This window comes from Streptomyces sp. NPDC017940, from assembly GCF_044328435.1.
In the GTDB taxonomy this organism is placed as follows: Bacteria; Actinomycetota; Actinomycetes; order Streptomycetales; family Streptomycetaceae; genus Streptomyces.
This window is the reverse complement of the sequence record NZ_JBIRHJ010000007.1, coordinates 232,275-252,079: the sequence shown is the minus strand read 5'-3', so window position 1 is coordinate 252,079 and position 19,805 is coordinate 232,275. Positions and strand designations below refer to the sequence as shown.

Sequence of the window (19,805 nt, the reverse complement as noted above, 5' to 3'; positions counted from 1 at the left end):
GGGCTCAGATGGTCGCCGGTGCGGCAGCGTCTTCCGGTGCGGCGAAGATTTTCAGCCCGTCCGGCGTTTGAGGACGAGGCGCGGAGCGCCGATAAAGCGGGGGTCCAGGGGGCGCAGCCCCCTGGTTCGGGAAGGGGCGGGACCGGGGCGCCCCGCGTGGGTCAGGGCCTCGGCACGTTGCGCAGGTTGGAGCGGGCCATCTGCACCATGCGCCCCACCCCGCCGTCCAGGACGATCTTGCTGGCGGACAGGGCGAACCCGGTGACCATGTCGGAGCTGATCTTGGGCGGGATGGAGAGGGCGTTGGGGTCGGTGACGATGTCGACGAGGGCGGGGCCCTTGTGCGCGAAGGCGTCCTTCAGCGCGCCGGCGAGCTGCTTGGGCTTCTCCACCCGCACGCCGTAGGCCCCGGCGGCACGGGCCACGGCGGCGAAGTCGGGGTTGTGGTTCCCGGTGCCGTGCGAGGGCAGCCCCGCGACGAGCATCTCCAGCTCCACCATGCCGAGCGAGGAGTTGTTGAACAACACGACCTTCACCGGCAGGTCGTACTGCACGAGAGTGAGGAAGTCACCCATCAGCATGGTGAAACCGCCGTCGCCCGACATCGACACGACCTGCCGCTTGCGGTCGGTGAACTGGGCGCCGATGGCCTGCGGCAGCGCGTTGGCCATCGAGCCGTGGCTGAAGGAGCCGATGATGCGCCGCTTGCCGTTCGGCGAGAGATAGCGGGCGGCCCAGACGTTGCACATGCCGGTGTCGACGGTGAAGACGGCGTCGTCGTCGGCGAGGTCGTCGAGGACGGACGCCACGTACTCGGGGTGGATCGGGACGTGCTTCTCGACCTTGCGCGTGTACGCCTTCACCACGCCTTCGAGCGCGTCGGCGTGCTTCTTCAGCATCTTGTCCAGGAACTTGCGGTTCCGCTTCGCTGCGACGCGCGGGGTCAGACAGCGCAGGGTCTCGCGTACGTCGCCCCAGACGGCGAGGTCCAGCCTGGAGCGGCGGCCGAGGTTCTCGGGGCGCACGTCGACCTGGGCGATCTTCACGTCGTCGGGCAGGAAGGCGTTGTACGGGAAGTCCGTGCCGAGCATGATCAGGAGGTCGCACTCGTGGGTGGCCTCGTACGCGGCGCCGTAGCCGAGCAGGCCGCTCATGCCCACGTCGTACGGGTTGTCGTACTGGATCCACTCCTTGCCGCGCAGCGCGTGCCCCACCGGGGACTTGATCTTCTCGGCGAACTCCATCACCTCGGCGTGGGCGCCCGCGGTGCCGCTGCCGCAGAAGAGGGTGACCTTGTCGGCCTCGTCGATCATCGCGGCGAGCTCGTCGATCTCGGCGTCGCCGGGCCGCACGGAGGGGCGTGAGGTCACGAGGGCGGTCTCGGCGGCCTTGTCCGGCGCGGCCGCGGAGGCGATGTCGCCGGGCAGCGACACGACGCTGACGCCCGACCGGCCGACGGCGTGCTGGATGGCCGTGTGGAGCAGCCGCGGCATCTGCTGGGGACTGGAGATCAGTTCGCAGTAGTGACTGCACTCGCGGAACAACTGGTCGGGGTGGGTCTCCTGGAAGTAGCCGAGGCCGATCTCGCTGGACGGGATCTGGGAGGCGAGGGCGAGGACCGGGGCCATGGAGCGGTGGGCGTCGTAGAGGCCGTTGATGAGGTGCAGGTTGCCCGGGCCGCAGGAGCCCGCGCAGGCCGCGAGGGAGCCGGTGACCTGGGCCTCCGCGCCCGCCGCGAACGCGGCGGTCTCCTCGTGCCGCACCTGGATCCAGTCGATTCCCCTGGTGCGGCGGATGGCGTCCACGACGGGGTTCAGGCTGTCGCCGACGACTCCGTAGAGGCGTGTGACTCCGGCGCGGACGAGGATGTCGACGAACTGCTCGGCGACGTTCTTCTTGCCCATCTGTTCATGCACCCCTTCGAGCATGCGAGGTCAACGATGTCGTGCGGTGTGTCTCTCGGGGTCCATGAAGTCACAGAATGCGCGGGGGCGCCGCTCATGCCTCCCACACGGCGGCGGCCGTGCGGTCGTCGGCGTATCCCTTGACCCGTACCTGGGCGTCGGCGAGGAACGCGGCGAGGCCGGGCGGGCCGCCCCCGGTCCACCTGCGGGTGAGGTGGCGTGCGAGTTCCGGCTCGCCGCGCAGGGGCTCGGCGAGGCCCGCACTGCACAGCAGGAGCGTGTCACCCGGGCGGGCGACGGAGGCCCGGAACCGGAACGGGTCGCGGGCGGGGTCGCGGTGGTGCGGGCCCGCGCCCGCGCCCGACGCCGCCGCGGGTGCGGGCTCGTACGGGCTCGGGGGTGTCGGTATGCCCAGGTCCATGGTGAGGCGGTCGCCGTCGGGGGCCTCGGCGGGCGGGGAGCCGAAGCCGACGACGGGTTCGCCCGCGCTTCGGGCGACGCGCGGCTCGATGTCCTGCCACTCGCCGCCGCGCAGCCGGAACAGGCCGCCCGCGCCCACGCCGAAGAACACCCGGGTGCGGCACTCGGGGTCGGCGGGCAGCAGCAGACAGCGCAGCGATGCCGTGTACTCGTCCGGCTCCAGGCCCAGTTCGGCGGCGCGGGCGCGGAGCTTGCCGAGGCTGCGGTCGGTGAGGCGGTGCAGGCCCGACTTCAGGTCGCCGCGGCGGGCCGCGCGGAGGTCCTGGGCGAGGCGGTGGTGGCTGCGGCCCACCGCGCGCCCGATCCAGGCGCAGGCGTCGGCCGCGGCCCGGTGCGCGCCTGCGGTGGCGCGGGCGCCGGTGGCCATGGCGACGAGCAGCAGCGCGTCGTCGCCGCTGCCGAAGCGGGCCGTGAGCAGGGCGTCGCGGCGGGGCTCGCCCCGGTACCTGGCCGAGTCGCCGCGCATGGACACCGCCCGCAGGGTGCTTGTGCCGTAGCGGGCGCCGTCGAGCACGGTGTCCGCGACCAGCTCGCCGAGGGCGTCCGGGTCGGCAGCGGCCAGCCCCGTGGGCTCCGCCTCGTACGTCGGCGGCCCGTCCCCCACATACGCGGGCACCCCCCGCCCCGCCGCGCCCCCCGCACCGGCCACCTGCCCTCCCCCGACCGCCACCCCACCCGCGTCACCGCTTCGCGCGCCGGGGAACGTCCTGGGCTGCACCGGGCCGTGGGCGGGCGCCCAGGGGTCGGGAGCACGGTAGGTCGGGGCGCCGGGCACCCCGGTCCCGGGCATGTGAGGTGCGGGGCGTCCCTGGGGCAGGGGGCTGGTGGGGTTGTGGGGGACGGTGGGGGTGGTGGCGTCGGGGGCGACGGTCGGGCCCGTGGGGGTGGTGGCGTCGTGGGCGACGGTCGGGCTCGTGGGGGTGGTGCCTGCCGGGGGGCCGAGGGGGCCTGTGGGGGCGGTGGAGCTTGTGGGGCTCGGTGGCTTCGAGGGTGGCGTCGCGGAGGTGCGGGGTGGGAGCGGGGGCTCGGCGGGCGGGTGCCAGGGGGCGGGCGACACGGGGCGGGACGGCCCACTGCGGGAGGAGCCCTCGGGCGGGGCGGGGACGGTGGGTGGCCCCGGGGGCGGTGCCTCGGGGCGGCGGGGGTTGGGGGCGGGCTTGGGCGGGGTTGCGTTTGCCTTGGGGTGGGTCGTGTTTGCCGGGGGGCGGGGTGACTCCGCCGGGGGGCGGGGTGACTCCGCCGGGGGGCGGGGCGCGTCCGCCGGAGGTCGGGGCGCGTCTGCCAGGGGCCGGGGTGACTCCGCCGGGGGCTGGGGCACCTCCGTCTCGGGACGGGGCGCGTCCGCCGGGGGCCGAGTCGCGTCCGCCGGGGACTGGGCAGGGCCTGCCTCGGGGCGGGCCGCGTCCGCCGGGGGCCAAGGTCCGGTCGGAGCGGCCGGGGGCAGGGGCGGGGCCGGGGCGGCTGCCGGGCGGGGCGGGGTGCTAGGCCGGTGCGTCGAAGGCGTTTCGGCCGAGGGGCGGGAGGCTTCCCGGGACGGCGGCGGGGGCGGCGGAGTCCCCGGGGCCGTCGGGGGGCCGGGGTCTACCGTCGGGGGGCCCGGGGGCTCCTGGGCTCGGGCCGAAGGCCGCGGGGCCGGGCCGGGGGGTGCCGGGGCCTCGCCGGGGTATTCCGGGGCCGGACGCTCCGACTCCGGGGGCCGAGGCGGTGTGGACGGTGGTGGTCCGAGGGGCTGTGGAGGCTCGGTGACGGGAGGGGGCGGCCGGTGCTCCGGTGACGTCAACCAGTCCGGGAGGGCCTGCCGTCGGCCGGGGGCGGGGTCCCGCCGGTATGCGACGGGGTCCGCCTGCCCGGACACGGGCTCCGTCCGCCTGGATACGGGCTCCGCCTGTTCAGGCACGGGGCCTGTCTTCTCGGGGACGGGATCTGTCTGCCCGGGAACGGGCTCCGCCTGCCCAGGAACAGGACCCACCCACCCCGACACGGAACCGTGACGCCCCGATGCGGAGCCCCAACGACCCTGCCCGGAGTCCCCGCGACCCGAGGCGGAACCACCGCCCCCCGACCCCACGTCGCGCCGCCCCGAGCCGTCCTGACCGGAACCCGGCCCGGAATCGGGCCCGGAGGGTGAGTCGGAACCCGGCCCGGAAGGTGAGTCGGAATCCGGACGCCCCGGAACAGCGTCGCCGCCTCCCGGCACCCCGTCACCCTCACCCGAGGCAGCCGCCGCCCGGCTAGCCGTGGCCTCGCGCTCGGCACCGTCCCGGGGCCCGTCCACGGGAGTGGAAGGCACCTCGCCCGCCGCCCCGTCCCGTTGCGGTGGAACCCCGTACGACGCGCTACCGGGAGCCGAACCCCCGCCCCCGGAAGCCGTGTTCACGGCGCCCACCGTGCCCGCGGCTGAGGCGAAGCGGTCGTCCAGGGTGTCCGCCGCCGCCGTGGGGCCCGCGTCGTCCTCGGACTCGTCGTACAACTGGCCCCACCAGTCGTCCTCCTGAACGGAGGGGTCGGAGTGGTCGGACTTGACGGGCCGGTCGGGCCGGTCGGAACCGGTTCCGTGGCCGGTGGGCCTCTCCCCCTGCTGGCTCATCCCCCCATTGTCCACCGCACAGCCCGTACGAAAACGGTGCGTCGGGAAATTCACGGCCGAGCCGGGGCGGGTGACGCGTCGGGCGGTCCCACCCCCCACGGGAGGACCGCCCGGCGCGGGGACACCTTGGCAGACCGCCGGGTCCAGCGGGGATGATGCTCACGGCGGGTTTACGCCGTGGCTCTTTTCCGCCACGGGCGGGCGAACGCGCCACGACCATCGGGAGGCCGCGCCCGCGGGAGGGCCATCGGGGAGGGACGGCTGCGCATGCTGGCAGCGATAGGTCTGGACGAGACGCACGAGGCGGCGTACCGGGCACTGGTGTCGGTGGGCGCGGCCGACGTGCCCGACCTGGCGCGGCGGCTCACCCTGGGCGAGCGGGAGACCGAGCGCGCGCTGCGCCGCCTGGAGCGGCACGGCCTGGCCGCGCAGGCCTCGGGGCGTGCGGGACGCTGGGTGGCGGCGCCCCCCGGGGTGGCGCTCGGGGCGCTGCTCACCCAGCACCGGCACGATCTGGAGCAGGCGGAGCTCGCGGCGACCCTCCTCGCGGAGGAGTACCGGGCCCGGGCGGCCGAGCCCACCGCGCACGACCTGGTCGAGGTGGTGACCGGCGGCCCCGCGGTCGCCCAGCGCTTCTTGCAGTTGCAGCTCGGCGCGAGCCGCGAGGTGTGCGCCCTGGTGACGGGCAGGCCCGTCGCGGTCACGGGCGTGGAGAACGACGCGGAGGAACGCGCCGCGAGCCGGGGCGTGCGCTACCGTGTCGTCATCGAGCGCGAGGTGCTCACCGCGCCCACCGGCCTCCTCGAGGTCTCGGCGGCGATGCGGCGCGAGGAGCAGATCCGGGTCGCCGACCGCGTACCGACCAAGCTGGTGGTCGTGGACGGCACCCTGGCGATGGTGCCGCTGACGTCGCGCACCGCGGAACCCGCGGCGCTCGTGGTGCACGCGAGCGGCCTGCTGGAGTCCTTGACGGGCCTGTTCGAGGCGGTGTGGCGCACCGCCCTGCCGCTGCGCATCGGCGAGGGCGGCACGGTGCGCGAGAGCGACGCCGAAGGACCGGACGGCACCGATCTCGAGGTGCTTTCGCTGCTGCTCGCCGGCATGACCGACGCGAGCGTCGCGAAACAGCTCGACCTGGGCCTGCGCACCGTACAGCGCCGGGTGAAGCGGCTGATGGAGCTGGCGGGTGTGACGACGCGGCTCCAGCTCGGCTGGCACGCCTACGAGCGGGGCTGGGTGGCCCGTGAGGCGACCGGTGCGGGACCCGGCGCGGTGGCTCCCGCGGTGGCCCGGGACTGACGCCGACCTGCGGTTCCGTAGCCGTTCCTGCACTCTGAACAGATGGGAGCGTGGGAACTCCTGCTGGTCGGCGTTGTCGTGCTGCTCGGCCTGTGCGGAGTGCTTGTGCCCGGAGTGCCGGGGTCCTGGCTCGTGTGGGCCGGGGTGCTGTGGTGGGCGCTCCAGGACCCGAACGGGCTCGCCTGGGGCGTCCTGGTGGGCGCGACGCTGGTGCTGCTGCTGTCCCAGGCCGTGCGCTGGCAGCTGCCGCCGCGGCGGCTGCGGGAGTCGGGGGCGACCCACCGCATGGCCGTCTTCGCGGGCGGCGGCGCGCTGCTCGGGTTCTGCCTGGTGCCGGTGCTCGGCGCGCTGCCGGGGTTCATCGGCGGGCTCTACCTGTCCGAGCGGATACGGCTCGGGGGGCGCGGCGAGGCCGTGACGGCGGTGCGGACGGCACTGCGGGCCGGGGGCTGGAACGTGTTCGCGGAACTGTTCGCGTGCCTGCTGATCGTGGGGGCGTGGGTGGGGGCGGTGGTGGTCGGGGGCGGTGGGTGAGGGGCCGGTGCCCGAGCGCGACGGTGTGAGCGGGCGGCCGTGGCGAGTGCGCGGCGTGGACATCCGCGGCTCCGGATCCGGCTCCGGCTCCGGCGGCGAAGGCTCAGGCGGCGGCAGATCCGGCGACCCGAACTCCCCCGCCCCGCGGGCAAGTCCCGGCCCACCCGGCCGCCTCGCGTCCACCGGCCTGCCCGTCACCGGCACCGCGGTGCTCGCCGCGGCACTGACGGCGGCGGGCTGGTACGCGATCCGTCGGGCGCGGGCACGGCGAAGCCGCAGCCCGTCCGGCGGCTGAGGACGAGGCCCGCAGCGGAGCGGCGCGGCGGAAGGAGGGACCGGTTCACGCCGAGAGCAGCGGCGGTTCGGGCACCGCGACGCCCCGCGGCGCACACCGAAGGTGCCGCAGGGCGTACGACCGCCAGGGCCGCCACCCGTCGGACGACACCGCACCGGGCACGGTGACGTCCGGGTCCCCGAGGGCACGCATCCGGATGAGCGCGGCCACCGGCGCGCTCACCCCCGGCACCGCGCGCAGATGCCGCTCCGCGTCCTCGCGGTCGGCCCCCGCGTCCAGGCACACGGCGCCGTCCGCGAGAGCGGCGGCCAGCGGCACCCGCCCGGCGAGGGCCTCGGGGGCGGGGAAGACATGGGTGAGGGTGCCGCACGGCGCGGGCAGCGGCGTACCGAACTCGACGACGAGGCGGCGGGCCGCGGCGCTCCCGACGACCGCCCGCACCGCGAACTCCTCCGGGTCGGCGGCGCCCGGTGAGCGCAGCCCCGGGCGGGCCAGGACGAGCGGGGCGAGGCGGGGATCGGCGGCCAGGCGCTCGTCCACGGCGTACGGGTCGGCGTCCAGGTCGAAGAGCCGGCGCAGGCGCTGCACGGCGGTGGTCAGGTCGCGCAGGTCGCCCAGGTGCAGCCGGGCGTCGAGCCAACCGCAGCGGTGGGGGTCGCCGCCCCGGCGCGGATCGCGTTCCTCGACGGCGACGATCCCGGAGGCGTACGGAAGCCGCAGCGTGCGCCGGTAGGTCCGGGCGCCGCGCTCGCCGCTGACGTCCTCCACACCGGGCAGGGCCTCCTCGGCGAGGAGGTCGAAGACGGCGGCGGCCTGGTAGGGGCCGCGGTACGCGAGGCGCAGCGGGATGCCCGCGGCGGGGGTGGCGCGGCTGCCGCCCCGCTTGGGCGCGGCGGCGCGCAGTCCGGTGGGTGTCAGGTCGTAGGCGCCCCTGATGGTGTCGTTGAACTGCCGTACGCTGGCGAACCCCGCCGCGAAGGCGATCTCCGTGACCGGCAGGTCGGTGGTCTGGAGCAGCACGCGGGCGGTGTGGGCGCGCTGCGCGCGGGCGAGGGCGACGGGGCCCGCGCCGAGTTCGGCGGTGAGCTGGCGCTGGACCTGGCGGGCGCTGTAGCCGAGGCGGGCGGCGAGGCCGCCGACGCCCTCGCGGTCGACGACGCCGTCCCCGATCATCCGCATGGCCCGGCCCACGACGTCCGCGCGGACGTTCCAGTCGGCGGAGCCCGGCACGGCGTCGGGGCGGCAGCGGCGGCAGGCGCGGAAGCCGTTGCTCTGCGCGGCCGCGGCCGTCGGGTAGTAGCGGACGTTCCGGCGCTTGGGGGTGACGGCCGGGCAGCTCGGCCGGCAGTAGATGCCGGTCGTCGCGACGGCGAAGAAGAAGACGCCGTCGAAACGGGCGTCGCGGCTGCGCACGGCCTCGTACCTGGTGTCCTGGTCGCTCACGCGTCCAGTGTGGGTCGCACCGGGCGCCGGGGCCAGCGGAAATCGGACGTCGCGTTCGTCCCCGCCGCCCCGGCGCCGGCGCGGCGGTCAGCGCACCCGGCCCCGCTTGGCCTCCATGGCCGCCTTGCCCTCGGCGCCGCGCCGCTTGTACTCGCGGCGCAGGTCGGCGCGGACGCGGGCGTCGGTCTTGGCGACGATGCGCTGGTTCTCTCGCATCAGCTTGCGGTAGCTGTCGAGGCGGCGCTCCGGCAGGGTGCCGTCGTCGAGGGCGGCGAGGACGGCGCAGCCAGGCTCCGCGACGTGCGCGCAGTCCTGGAAGCGGCAGCCTTCGGCGAGTTCCTCGATCTCGGCGAAGACCTGTCCGACGCCCGTGCCCGCGTCGTAGAGGCCGACGCCGCGCAGGCCGGGCGTGTCGATGAGGACACCGCCGCCCGGCAGGACCAGGAGGTTGCGGGTCGTGGTGGTGTGCCGGCCCTTGCCGTCGACGTCACGGATGGTCTGCACCTCCATGATGTCGGCGCCCGCGAGGGCGTTGGCGAGGGTCGACTTGCCCGCGCCCGACTGGCCGAGCAGTACCGACGTGCCGCCGGAGACGACGGCGGCGAGCACGTCGACGCCCTCGTTGGTGGCGGCGCTGACCGGCAGCACCTGGACGCCGGGCGCGCTCGTCTCCACGTCCTCGACGAGGTACGACAGGGCGGTGGCGTCCGGCACGAGGTCGGCCTTGGTGAGGACGACGACGGGCTGGGCGCCCGACTCCCAACCGAGCGCGAGGAACCGCTCGACGCGCCCGAGGTCCAGCTCGGCCGCGAGGGACACCGCGATCACGGCGTGGTCGACGTTGGCCGCGAGGATCTGCCCCTCGGACCGCTTGGAGGAGGTGGAGCGCACGAACGAGGTGCGCCGCGGCAGATAGTCCCGCACATAGCGTGGGTCGCCGCCGGGCGCGTCCACGGCCGCCCAGTCACCGGTGCAGATGACCCTGAGCGGGTCGTGCGGGGTGACGTACGTGGTGTCGGCGCGGACGATGCCTTCCTCGGTGACGACCAGGTCGCAGCTGCCGCGGTCGACGCGGACGACCCGCCCGGGCAGCAGTCCGCGCTCCGCGTACGGGGCGAAGGCCGCGGCCCACTCCTCGTCCCAGCCGTAGCGGGCGAGAAAGGAGTACCGGGACTCGGAAGAAGCGGACGGAGATGAAGCGGAGGAGGTCAAGGGGAACCCTTCACAAGGGTGGCCCCGGCCCGCGCGCCGGAGGGGCGCGGCGAAGAGGAGAGGTCAGCCGGAGACCACGGGGGTGATGTGGATGAACGTCTGGATGCGGACAGCACCCCTCGCAACGACAGCCATGAATCACACCCCCCGAAGAATCCGCTCGACCGGCCACGGCGGTCGTGCGCCGCCGTGGAACGATCAGAACTGTAGCCCTCGCCTCCGAGGGCCCGCCACTTATTTAATCGGCGCCCCGGCAACCGTCTTGGACGGCGGCCCGGCACCGTCCGCAACCCGCGGCCCCGCACCCGCCCGTGCACCGTTCCGGCCACCCGGGTCACCCGAACGGGCCACCGGCCCCTCATTCGTCCCATCCGTTCATCAAGAATCCAACAACCCTCCGGCGCAAAGAATTGAGCGGCACCACCCGTACACGTTCTGATGGAGTCATGGAGCTCCCCTACCACGAGGACGTGTCCCCCGGCACCGGCGGTCTGCCGCCGCGGGCCTGGTACGCCGGTTCGGACGCCGCCTCGCTGTCGCTGAACGGAAGCTGGCGGTTCCGCCTTTCGCCGGGCGGCTGCGGTCCCGACGAGTCGTTCGCCGCGGCGGGGTTCGACGCCGCCGCCTGGGACGAGGTCGTCGTACCGGGACACTGGGTGCTACAGGGCCACGGCGCGCCCCACTACACCAACCAGCAGTACCCGTTCCCCGTGGACCCGCCGAGGGTGCCGACGGAGAACCCGACCGGTGACCACCTGCGCTGCTTCGACCTGCCGGAGGCCTGGCCCGCGGCCGGTGACGCGGTGCTGCGGTTCGACGGCGTCGAGTCGTGTGCGCGGGTGTGGCTGAACGGCACCCTGCTCGGCGACTTCAAGGGCTCGCGGCTGCCGCACGAGTTCGCGGTCGGGCAGCTGCTGCGGCCCGCCGACAACGTCCTCGCCGTACGGGTGCACCAGTGGTCGTCGGGGTCGTACCTGGAGGACCAGGACCAGTGGTGGCTGCCGGGGATCTTCCGGGACGTGACGCTCCTGCACCGGCCGGACGGCGCCGCGGGGGACTTCTTCACGCACGCCTCGTACGACCACGACAGCGGCACCGGCACGCTCCGGGTGGACTCCGACGTGCCGGGCCGGGTCACGGTGCCGGAGCTGGGTGTGGACGTCGCGACCGGCGTCGACGTGCGCGTGCCGGTCGAGCCGTGGACGGCGGAGCGGCCCCGTCTCTACGACGCGGTGCTCGCCACGCCGGGCGAGCGCGTCGCGCTGCGGGTGGGCTTCCGCACGGTCGCCCTGGCCGGCGGACTCATCACCGTGAACGGGCGGCCGCTGCTGTTCCGCGGCGTGAACCGGCACGAGTTCCACCCCGAGCACGGCCGCGCCCTCGACCTCGCCACGATGCGCGCGGACGTCCTGCTGATGAAGCAGCACAACATCAACGCCGTCCGCACCGCCCACTACCCGCCGCACCCGGCCTTCCTCGACCTGTGCGACGAGCTGGGCCTGTGGGTCGTCGACGAGTGCGACCTGGAGACGCACGGCTTCACGGCCCTCGGCGGGCGCGGCAACCCCGTCGACGACGACCGCTGGACCCCGGCCCTCCTCGACCGCGCGGCCCGTACCGTCGAGCGGGACAAGAACCATCCGTCGGTCGTCGTGTGGTCCCTCGGCAACGAGTGCGGCACCGGGCGCGGGCTGCGCGCGATGGCCGCGTGGATCCGCGAGCGCGACCCGGACCGGCTGCTGCACTACGAGGGCGACCCCTCCTGCCGGGACACCGACATGTACTCCCGCATGTACGCCGACCACGCCGAGGTCGAGCGCGTCGGCCGGGGTGAGGACGAGGGTCCCGAGGAGCGGCGGCTGCTGCCGTTCGTGCTCTGCGAGTACGGGCACGCCATGGGCAACGGCCCCGGCGGCCTGCGCGAGTACCAGGACCTCTTCGAGCGGTACGAGCGGTTGCAGGGCGGCTTCGTGTGGGAGTGGATCGACCACGGCCTGCGCCACCCCGAGTTCGGCTACGCCTACGGCGGGGACTTCGGCGACCGGCCGCACGACGGGAACTTCGTCTGCGACGGCCTGTGCTTCCCCGACCGCAGCCCCTCCCCCGGCCTCCTCGACTACAAGCAGGTGATCCAGCCGGTGCGGTTCACCTACGACCCGGTGTCCGGCACGGTCTCGGTGACCAACCTGTACGACTTCGCGGACCTGTCGGAGCTCGCGTTCGAGTGGACGTACCTCATGGACGGCCCGGACCGGGCGGTGTCGGGGCCTCTCGACGTGCCGCCGGAGCTCGGCCCCGGCGAGAGCGTCGAGCTGAAGCTGCCGGAGCCGCCACCGGCCGCGCGCGGCGCCGAGACCCGGCTCCAGGTGAGCGCGACGGTCTGCGAGGAGACCAACTGGACGTCGCTCGACCATGTGGTGGCGCGGGCCGACTTCGCCGTCACGCCGCGCCCGCCGGTGCCCGTCGCCGACGGTGTGCGGCCCCGCCGCAGCGGCTACGACCTCGCCGTCGGCCCCGGCCGCTTCGACGTCCGCGCCGGTGAGCTGCGCGCGCTCGGCGACCTCACCCTGAAGGCGGCGCCGCGCCTGGACGTGTGGCGTGCGCCCACGGACAACGACGACGGCGCGCCCTGGCAGCCCGACGTCCGCTACGGCCCGCTGTGGCGCGAACTCGGCCTGGACCGGATGCAGCACCGCCTCGACGCGGTGGAGCCGGGCGACGGCGGGCTCACCGTCCGCACCCGGGTGGCGCCCGCGGCCCGCGATCTGGCGCTGCGCACCGTCTACCGCTGGACGTCCGACGGCACGGCCCTGCGGCTCGCGGTGTCGGTGACCCCGGAGGGCGACTGGCAGGTGCCGCTGCCCCGGCTCGGGATCCGCCTCGGCCTGCCCGCGTCCCTGGGGTACGCCCACTGGTTCGGCGGCGGCCCCGGGGAAGCGTACCCGGACACCAGCTCCGCTTCCTGCGTGGCCCGTTGGGGCATGGACGTCGAGCACATGCAGACGCCGTACGTCCGCCCGCAGGAGAACGGGGCCCGCGCCGACGTGCGCTGGGCCGAGCTGCGCCCGGACGCCCGCGGGGAGGGCGTACGGATCGTCGGCGACCCCGCGTTCTGGTTCACCGCCCGGCCCTGGAGCACCGAGCAGCTGGACGCGGCGGCCCACCGCACGGATCTGCGGCCGGGGGACACGGTGTGGGTGCACCTCGACCACGGGCAGCGCGGCATCGGTTCGCAGTCGTGCGGGCCCGGCGTGCTGCCCCGGCACGAACTGCGGGTGGCCCCCGCGGAGTTCGCGTTCACCTTCACGACGGCTCCACGGGAGCGGTGAGGGCGGGTCGAGGGCGGCGGCGCGGACCCCGACCGCCGGGGCACGGACCCTTCCTGACCCGGAGAAACACGGTGGTGGCCCCTTAGACTGGGAGGGACGGCAACTCACGCGCCGCCCTCCGGTGCGCCGGGCGCGCGGCGGACAGCCGCGGGGCCCGGCGCCACCGGTTCCGCCCACGGCTCGCGCACGGGCTCCCGGCCCGTTCCCGGCGCTCGCCGCCGCGACGCACCGCACCCTGCACGCGGAGCTGGCCGTCCTCGACGGCTCCGACCGGCTCTCGCCCGGTTCGAGCTTTTTACAGGGCCCCCCACACGCGGGGCAGGAACCGCTCCGTCTCGCTGCGGCGCACGAGCAGCACCTTGCCCCGGTGGGCGACGACGGCTGCTGCCAGAGGGTTCTCGCCAGGGATACCCGTGCCACCACCGTAGCGAGGATTCGGGGTCCGGGACTGCCACGGACACCGTCCGCGCCCCTTCCGCGCGCCCGTGCGCGTCCGATTCCTTCAAGACCGCGCGCCGCCCCGCTGCCTACGCTCACGGCATGAACAGCAACGACACGCACCCCACCAGCGCCGCCCCGACCCGTGTCACACCCCGCCTCGACATGGTGGGCGTCGTCACGTCCGACCTGGCGGCGTCGCTCGCCTTCTACCGCAGGCTCGGCCTCGACTTCCCCGCCGGGTCCGAGGACCTGCCGCACGCCGAGGCCACCCTGCCGAACGGCCTGCGCTTCGCCCTGGACACCGAGGAGACCGTCCGCTCCTTCGCCCCCGACTGGCGGCCCGTCCCGGGCGCCGGGCGGATCGGTCTCGCCTTCCACTGCGGTACGCCGGCGGGGGTGCACGCGGTGTACGAGGAGCTGGTGGCCGCCGGGTACCGATCGGAGCTGAAGCCGTTCGACGCGGTCTGGGGGCAGCGGTACGCGACCGTGCTCGACCCCGACGGCAACGGCGCCGACCTGTTCGCGCCGCTCGCCTGAGTCGGCCCCCCGCCTCACCCTGTGGGCGGGGCGAGGAGTTCGCTCAGCCGCATACCCGTCAACTCCTTCACGTCGCGGGCCAGATGGGCCTGGTCGGCGAAGCCCGCGGCGGCCGCCGTGTCCGCGTACGGCCGTCCGGCGCGGGCCAGCGCGAGCGCCCGCTGGAAGCGCAGCACTCGGGCGAGGGTCTTGGGCCCGTACCCGAACGCGGCCAGGGAGCGGCGGTGCAGCAGGCGGGCGCCGACACCGGCGGCGTCGGCGGTCTCCGCGACGCCGTGCCCCGCGTTCAGGGACCGCACGACCCGGGCCAGGAGCGGATCGGGCGGCGGCCGGTCGGCGGCGCGCTCACTGGCGACGGCTTCCAGGGCGGCCAGGGGGTCGTCGGCCGCGTCGACGCGGGCGGTGAGCCGGCGCACCAGGGCCGCGCTCCACAGGTCGGTCAACTCCACACGACGGTCACGCAGTTCGTGCGCGGGGACACCGAGGACGGCAGGGGCCGTGCCGGGGGCGAAGCGGATGCCGACGTGGCGCCGGGCGGCGCCGCCGGCCGAGGCCCTGACCAGGTAGGCGTGCGTGTCCGGGCCCGCGACGAACAGTCGGCCCTCGGTCCACAGCAGGTCCATGCAGCCGTCGGGCAGGACGGGCGCGCCCGCGGCCGACGGGGCGGCCGGGGCCGACTTCGACCACACGACGGCGCCGGGCAGCACGTGCGAGGGCCGCTCGGTGTACGCGTCGCCGGGCGGGCCGTGGGGCGCGGGCCCCTGGCCCGCGCCCGTCGCGCCTTTGGCCGTACCGCCGCTCCTGCCGCCGCCCATACCGCCAGGCTACGACGGGCCCGTGCGGTGGTCCTGGGGGCTGACCCCGTACACCCGCTTGAAGGCGCCGGACAGCGCGAAGGCACTGCCGTAGCCGACCTTGCGGGCGATGGCGGCGATGGTCAGTTCGCTGTCGCGCAGCAGGTCGGCGGCGAGCGCGAGCCGCCAGCCGGTCAGGTACGTCATCGGCGGTTCGCCCACCAGCTCGGTGAAGCGCCGGGCGAGCGCCGCCCGGGACACCCCCGCCTCCGCGGCGAGGGACGCCACGGTCCAGGGGTGCGCGGGATCGTCCTGGAGCCGCCGGACGACGGGCCCCACGACGGGGTCGCCCATCGCCCGGTACCAGGCGGGGGCCGCCGCCTCCGGCCGGGAGAACCAGGCCCGCAGCGCGGCGATCAGGAGCAGGTCAAGGAGCCGGTCGAGGACGACCTCCTGGCCCGGCTCGTCCTTGTTGATCTCCTCGGCGAGGAACGGTGTCAGGGGGCAGTCCCACACGTCCGTGGGCAGGACGAGCAGCGGCGGCAGCGCGTCGAGGAGCCGCCCGGTGATCTCGCCCCGCATCTGGTAGGTCCCGATCAGCATCTGCACGGACCCGCCGGGCTGCCCCCAGGCGCGCATGCCGAGGCCCGCGTAGTGCCCCGCGGGGGCGCCGTTCAGCGGGGTGCAGGACTGGCCGGGCCCGATCTCGGCGAACGGCTCGGTCCTCCGGTCGCCCGCCACGACGTAGTGGCCGGGGCCGCGGGCGACGGCCACGTCGCCGGGACGGACCAGCCGGGCCTCCTCCCCGCCCGCGCCCTCCGGCACGATCCACGCCTCGCCGTGCACCATGATCATGACCGAGACGGGCGCCTCGTCCGCGATGCGGACCGCCCACGGCGGCTCGAAGCACGCACGGATCATGAAGGCTCCGCGCGCCCGTGGGCCCTCCAGGAGACCGGCGAGTACGTCCATGGGGGCAGCGTAAGCGCATGCGTAGGCGTAGACGCGCGCGTATGGGGGTGAGCCCTTGGAGGATGGCCTCCGTGCGGGTGGCGGCAGTTGACTGCGGCCATGACGAACAACACGACGGACGGTACGACGGGTGACGCTGCGGGCGGGGCGATCGGCAGCGCGATGACGGTCCTGGTCACGGGGGCCACGGGGCGGGTGGGGAGCCGGGTCGCGGAGGCGGCGCGGGCCGCCGGTCACGGGGTGCGGGCCGCGGCGCGTTCGGGCCCGGTCCTCTTCGACTGGAGCGACCCGGCCACCTGGGCGGACGCCCTGCGGGGCGCCGACGCGGCGTTCCTCGCCCACCAGCCCGACGTGGGCGCGCCCGGCGCCGCCGGGGCCGTGGGCGCGTTCGCCCGCCGGGCCGGGGAGCTGGGGGTGCGCCACCTCGTCCTGCTGTCGGCGCGCGGTGAGCACCAGGCGCTCGCGACGGAGGACGCGCTCGCGGGGGCCGGGGTGCGCTGGACCGTCGTACGGGCCGCGTGGTTCGCGCAGAACTTCAGCGAGGGGCCGTTGGCCGACGGCATGCGGGAGAGCGGGGAGCTGGTCTTTCCCGGGGGCGAGGTCCTTGAGCCGTTCGTCGACGTGCGGGACATCGCGGATGTGGTCCTCGCGGTGCTCGGGGCCGGTGAGCGGTATGCGGGGCGGGTCCTGGAGGTGAGTGGGGGGCGGCTGTTGTCCTTCCGGGACGCGGTGGCCGAGATATCCCGCGCGGGTGGGCGGGAGTTCTCCTACGTGCCGGTGCCCGCGGCGGAGTACGGGGCCGCGTTGCGGGGGTTCGGGGTGCCGGAGGGGGAGGTGGCGTTCCTCGTCGAGCTGTTCGAGACGAATCTCGACGGTCGCAACGCGTATGTCTCCGACGGGGTGCGGGAGGTGCTCGGGCGGGGCCCGAGGGAGTTCGTGGACTTCGTCCACGAGGCGGTGACCGCGGGCACCTGGACGCGGCGGTGACCCGGTCGGCGCCCGCAGCGGCCTTGTCGTGGCGAGCGCCGGGAAAGGTGGGTGGGCCCCGGTCTACCGGTTCGCGGCTTCGCGAGGGGCGGTCCGGTTCGTGCGAGCGACCGCGCGGCCCACCGTATTGCGCACCGCGAGGCCCGGCCGGGTGCGGGGCACCATGAGCCTGGAGAGCGGGCCGACGCGTCGCTGCCGCGGACCCACCTCGCGGCGGAGCCGTGACTCGTAGGCGGCGAAGGCGCGGGCGTGCTCACCGGGTTGGGCGGCGAGCTCGTCCGCGAGGGCGTACGCGCCCGCCATCGCCATGCTGGACCCGTCGCCCAGCAGGGCTGTCGCCGCCGCCGCGTCCCCGAGCAGTACGACCCGTCCGCGGGACCACGAGGGCACCCTGACGGTGGTCAGGGGGTCGAAGTACGGGGCCGGGTGGTCGAGGAAGGCTGCCACGAGTTCCGGTGCCCGCCACCGCACGTCGGCGTAGGCGTCGGCCACGGTCTGCTTGTGCAGGGCGATGTTCTTGCGGTCGTGGGGCGCCGGCGGTGCGGCCCGGAAGGTGAAGATCGCGAGCGGGGTGGTCCGCGAGGGGTGCAGGACCAGCATCCGGTTCGGCACGGTCAGCATCGTCATCTCGGTCGGGTCCTCGACGGCGTCGGGTGCCAGCGGGACGGTCGCGCCGTACAGGCCCAGGTCGCCCGCGAACTGCCGCTCGGGGCCGAACACCAGGCGCCGTACGGTGGAGTGCATCCCGTCAGCACCGACCACCAAGTCGAAGCGCCGTGGCGCGGACCGCCGGAAGGTGACGTCCACCCCGCCCTCGTCCTGGTCGACAGCGGTGACCGTATCGTCGAACAAGAACTCGGCCTCGGTCTGCGCCGTCCGGTGGAGCACCTCGGACAGGTCGGCCCGGGTCACCTCGACCGTCGGCGCCTTGTCCGAGGTGAGCGGGAGCTTGAGGATGCGCCTGCCGTCCGGGTCGAGCAGGGTCAGCGACCGATTGCGGGTGGCGAGCCCGCGGAGCTGCGGGAGGACGCCCATGCGCTCGGCGACCGGCATCGCGGGCCCCTTCACGACGATCGCGCTACCACCGGAGCGCAGCTCCCGGGCGTGTTCGACGACCGTCGGCCGGTATCCGCTCCGGGACAGCCAGTACGCGAGTGCGGGCCCTGCGATCCCGGCACCGACTATCAGCACCTCGGGCTTCTTCATGACGATGACCTCTCGGAGAGTCGCGTGTCGATGACCAGGTCCCCGGCGAGTGTCGGGCCGGGCCCGGAGGGAGCGGCGGCACGGCAAGGCGCAACCGGACCTAGGTACGATCATTTTCGTACCTTAGGGAAGCACGCCCTTCAGGTACGATGCAAGTCATACCTGAGGAGGTGCGGCATGGCCGGGAGGAACCTGGTCGGCCCGGAGGTCGACGCGCTCGATCTGGGTGCGGTGTTCCGCGCCCTCGCCGACGAGCACCGTCGTTCGGTGATGACGCAGTTGGCCGCCGACCGCAGCGACAGCGAGCGGGGCTGCAACTCGTTCGATCTGCCGATCTCGAAGCAGACCCAGACCCACCACTTCCGAGTCCTGCGCGAGGCAGGCCTCATCGACGAGATCGACTACGGCAACCGCAAGGGCATCCGACTACGACGCGCGGACATCGAGAAACGATTTCCCGGGCTGCTCACGCTCCTGGGCCAGTCCGCCGGCAGTACTGCCTCTCGCTGAGCGCACCGGGGAAAGCCCGAGTCGAGCCGCTAGCTCGGCCGAACCCGGCCCGCGCCCGTGCTCGGCGCCGAACCCGGGCATGGCGTGGAGAAGCTCCTGGTGGACGGGTGGGGGCGGGAGGTCAGGCTGGGGGGCCGTCGTCGTGGCGCTTGGCGTGGTGGTGGGTACGAAGGCGGGACGTGACGTCGTCGGGGGGCAGAAAGCGGGACCACCGCTCGGGGAACTCCGAGGGCATGTCGGGATCGTCGGGGTCCTCGGCGGCCCGTGCGGCGGCAGCCCGGGCGACGAACTCCGCGGCCCGGGCCTCCCGCACCCGCTCATTGGCCTCCCTGGCCGAAGCAGTGGCGAGAGAGGGCCACACCCGGTCTATGGCGGCGTTCACCGCGGCGCCGACGAGCACCGCGAACGCCGACACCCCGATCCACAGCAGCACGGCGACGGGCGCGGCGAGGGAGCCGTAGATGGTGGGGCCCTCCACGGTGCTCGTGAGGTAGATGCGCAGCAGGAAGCTGCCGAGCACCCACATGCCGAGGGCGATCAGCGCGCCCGGCATGTCCTCCACCCATGGCGAGCGCACCGGTACTGACACGTGGTACAGCGTGGTCAGGAACACGACGGACAGGAGGATGACGACCGGCCAGTACAGGACCTGGACCACCGTCGCCGAACCCGGCACGAGCTTCACCACCGCGTCGGGCCCCGCCACCATCAGCGGCAGCGCCACGGAGCCGATGACGAGGGCGACGAGGAACAGGCCGAAGGCGAGCAGCCGGGTCCGCACGATGCCCCGGGCGCCGTCGAGCCCGTACATGACGGTGATGGTGTCGATGAAGACGTTGACGGCGCGCGAGCCCGACCAGAGGGCGAAGAGGAACCCTATCGAGATCACGTCGGGGCGCCCGACCTTCATGACGTCCTCCAGGATCGGCTGCGCGATCTCGCGGACGCCCTTGTCGGACAGGATGGTGCGGGACGCTTCCAGGATGTTGTTCTGGACGCTGGTGATGGTGTCGGTGCCGGTCCACCGGTCGACGTACGCGAGCAGGCCGATGAGGCTCAGGAGCAGCGGCGGCACGGACAGGAGCGTGAAGAACGCCGCTTCGGCCGCGAGCCCGAGGACGCGGTACTCGATGCAGGAGTTGACGGTGTCCTTCAGCAGCAGCCAGGCGGTCCTGCGCTTGGAGACGTTGCGGTACAGCGCGCGGGCCCGGTTCCAGCGGCCGTGTGGCCGCCCGGGTGTTTCTTTTGCCTGGTGCACCTCCTTACCGTAGCGGC

At 74.6% G+C, this 19,805-nt stretch carries 15 protein-coding genes and 1 pseudogene; 7 read left to right on the top strand and 9 right to left on the bottom strand.

Translation table 11 applies throughout. The annotated features are described in order from the left end of the window. Positions 1 to 161: 161 nt before the first annotated feature. Both ACH4DX_RS24735 and ACH4DX_RS24730 read right to left on the bottom strand, forming a co-directional pair. Entirely contained in the window at positions 162 to 1,904 is a 1,743-nt protein-coding gene (locus ACH4DX_RS24735; protein WP_398116103.1) for a pyruvate dehydrogenase, read from the bottom strand. Between the two features lie 94 nt (positions 1,905 to 1,998). Further along, positions 1,999 to 3,033 carry a protein phosphatase 2C domain-containing protein gene (locus ACH4DX_RS24730; protein WP_398156728.1) on the bottom strand — a complete coding sequence of 345 codons (1,035 nt, stop codon included), beginning with the start codon at positions 3,031 to 3,033 and terminating at the stop codon, positions 1,999 to 2,001. Positions 3,034 to 5,238: 2,205 nt separating this feature from the next. On the opposite strand from ACH4DX_RS24730, the gene ACH4DX_RS24725 reads away from it, so the two are divergent. Genes ACH4DX_RS24725 through ACH4DX_RS24715 form a run of 3 tightly spaced genes read left to right on the top strand, consistent with a single transcriptional unit; the run spans position 5,239 to position 7,099 of the window. Further along, positions 5,239 to 6,270, top strand: a complete 1,032-nt coding sequence (locus ACH4DX_RS24725; protein WP_398156727.1) for a helix-turn-helix transcriptional regulator — start codon at positions 5,239 to 5,241, stop codon at positions 6,268 to 6,270. Positions 6,271 to 6,312: 42 nt separating this feature from the next. Further along, complete coding sequence (locus ACH4DX_RS24720) at positions 6,313 to 6,804, top strand: DUF456 domain-containing protein (RefSeq protein ID WP_398156726.1); 492 nt, start codon at positions 6,313 to 6,315, stop codon at positions 6,802 to 6,804. Between the two features lie 7 nt (positions 6,805 to 6,811). Continuing rightward, positions 6,812 to 7,099 (top strand): hypothetical protein, encoded by a 288-nt coding sequence (locus tag ACH4DX_RS24715; RefSeq protein ID WP_398156725.1) that lies wholly within the window; start codon positions 6,812 to 6,814, stop codon positions 7,097 to 7,099. A gap of 45 nt (positions 7,100 to 7,144) precedes the next feature. On the opposite strand, the gene ACH4DX_RS24710 is transcribed toward ACH4DX_RS24715, so the two are convergent. Continuing rightward, positions 7,145 to 8,542 (bottom strand): DNA-3-methyladenine glycosylase 2 family protein, encoded by a 1,398-nt coding sequence (locus ACH4DX_RS24710; RefSeq protein WP_398156724.1) that lies wholly within the window; start codon positions 8,540 to 8,542, stop codon positions 7,145 to 7,147. Positions 8,543 to 8,629: 87 nt separating this feature from the next. After that, positions 8,630 to 9,754 carry a ribosome small subunit-dependent GTPase A gene (gene rsgA / locus ACH4DX_RS24705; protein ID WP_398156723.1) on the bottom strand — a complete coding sequence of 375 codons (1,125 nt, stop codon included), beginning with the start codon at positions 9,752 to 9,754 and terminating at the stop codon, positions 8,630 to 8,632. 446 nt (positions 9,755 to 10,200) lie between these two features. Between rsgA and ACH4DX_RS24700 the strand changes: the two genes are divergently transcribed. Continuing rightward, on the top strand, positions 10,201 to 13,083 hold the full coding sequence (locus ACH4DX_RS24700; RefSeq protein WP_398156722.1) for a glycoside hydrolase family 2 TIM barrel-domain containing protein: 2,883 nt from the start codon (positions 10,201 to 10,203) through the stop codon (positions 13,081 to 13,083). A gap of 273 nt (positions 13,084 to 13,356) precedes the next feature. Here the strand turns inward: ACH4DX_RS24700 and ACH4DX_RS24695 are convergent. Further along, a pseudogene (locus ACH4DX_RS24695) lies at positions 13,357 to 13,492 on the bottom strand (NUDIX domain-containing protein); the annotation flags it as partial. A 131-nt stretch (positions 13,493 to 13,623) separates the two neighbouring features. On the opposite strand from ACH4DX_RS24695, the gene ACH4DX_RS24690 reads away from it, so the two are divergent. After that, positions 13,624 to 14,061, top strand: a complete 438-nt coding sequence (locus ACH4DX_RS24690) for a VOC family protein (RefSeq protein ID WP_398156721.1) — start codon at positions 13,624 to 13,626, stop codon at positions 14,059 to 14,061. Positions 14,062 to 14,075: 14 nt separating this feature from the next. On the opposite strand, the gene ACH4DX_RS24685 is transcribed toward ACH4DX_RS24690, so the two are convergent. Continuing rightward, positions 14,076 to 14,876 (bottom strand): helix-turn-helix domain-containing protein, encoded by an 801-nt coding sequence (locus tag ACH4DX_RS24685; RefSeq protein WP_398156720.1) that lies wholly within the window; start codon positions 14,874 to 14,876, stop codon positions 14,076 to 14,078. A gap of 9 nt (positions 14,877 to 14,885) precedes the next feature. Further along, positions 14,886 to 15,827 (bottom strand): AraC family transcriptional regulator, encoded by a 942-nt coding sequence (locus tag ACH4DX_RS24680; protein WP_398156719.1) that lies wholly within the window; start codon positions 15,825 to 15,827, stop codon positions 14,886 to 14,888. Positions 15,828 to 15,926: 99 nt separating this feature from the next. Here ACH4DX_RS24680 and ACH4DX_RS24675 point away from each other — a divergent pair, with 99 nt between their 5' ends. Further along, on the top strand, positions 15,927 to 16,814 hold the full coding sequence (locus tag ACH4DX_RS24675; protein ID WP_398156718.1) for an NmrA family NAD(P)-binding protein: 888 nt from the start codon (positions 15,927 to 15,929) through the stop codon (positions 16,812 to 16,814). Between the two features lie 63 nt (positions 16,815 to 16,877). Here ACH4DX_RS24675 and ACH4DX_RS24670 read toward each other — a convergent pair whose 3' ends face one another. After that, positions 16,878 to 18,020: an FAD-dependent monooxygenase gene (locus tag ACH4DX_RS24670; protein ID WP_398156717.1), complete on the bottom strand. Its 1,143-nt coding sequence runs from the start codon at positions 18,018 to 18,020 to the stop codon at positions 16,878 to 16,880. A gap of 177 nt (positions 18,021 to 18,197) precedes the next feature. Here ACH4DX_RS24670 and ACH4DX_RS24665 point away from each other — a divergent pair, with 177 nt between their 5' ends. Next, a complete protein-coding gene (locus tag ACH4DX_RS24665; RefSeq protein ID WP_398156716.1) occupies positions 18,198 to 18,530 on the top strand; it encodes an ArsR/SmtB family transcription factor in 333 nt (110 codons plus the stop codon). A gap of 121 nt (positions 18,531 to 18,651) precedes the next feature. Here the strand turns inward: ACH4DX_RS24665 and ACH4DX_RS24660 are convergent, their stop codons facing one another. Then, on the bottom strand, positions 18,652 to 19,788 hold the full coding sequence (locus ACH4DX_RS24660; protein ID WP_398115472.1) for a YihY/virulence factor BrkB family protein: 1,137 nt from the start codon (positions 19,786 to 19,788) through the stop codon (positions 18,652 to 18,654). Positions 19,789 to 19,805 lie beyond the last annotated feature (17 nt).

Coding starts and splice junctions, on each gene's coding strand:
- ACH4DX_RS24690 (WP_398156721.1), top strand. CDS start 13,624: ATGAACAGCAACGACACGCACCCCACCAGCGCCGCCCCGACCCGTGTC.
- ACH4DX_RS24725 (WP_398156727.1), top strand. CDS start 5,239: ATGCTGGCAGCGATAGGTCTGGACGAGACGCACGAGGCGGCGTACCGG.
- ACH4DX_RS24680 (WP_398156719.1), bottom strand. CDS start 15,827: ATGGACGTACTCGCCGGTCTCCTGGAGGGCCCACGGGCGCGCGGAGCC.
- ACH4DX_RS24685 (WP_398156720.1), bottom strand. CDS start 14,876: ATGGGCGGCGGCAGGAGCGGCGGTACGGCCAAAGGCGCGACGGGCGCG.
- ACH4DX_RS24720 (WP_398156726.1), top strand. CDS start 6,313: ATGGGAGCGTGGGAACTCCTGCTGGTCGGCGTTGTCGTGCTGCTCGGC.
- ACH4DX_RS24675 (WP_398156718.1), top strand. CDS start 15,927: ATGACGAACAACACGACGGACGGTACGACGGGTGACGCTGCGGGCGGG.
- ACH4DX_RS24665 (WP_398156716.1), top strand. CDS start 18,198: ATGGCCGGGAGGAACCTGGTCGGCCCGGAGGTCGACGCGCTCGATCTG.
- ACH4DX_RS24735 (WP_398116103.1), bottom strand. CDS start 1,904: ATGGGCAAGAAGAACGTCGCCGAGCAGTTCGTCGACATCCTCGTCCGC.
- ACH4DX_RS24670 (WP_398156717.1), bottom strand. CDS start 18,020: ATGAAGAAGCCCGAGGTGCTGATAGTCGGTGCCGGGATCGCAGGGCCC.
- ACH4DX_RS24700 (WP_398156722.1), top strand. CDS start 10,201: ATGGAGCTCCCCTACCACGAGGACGTGTCCCCCGGCACCGGCGGTCTG.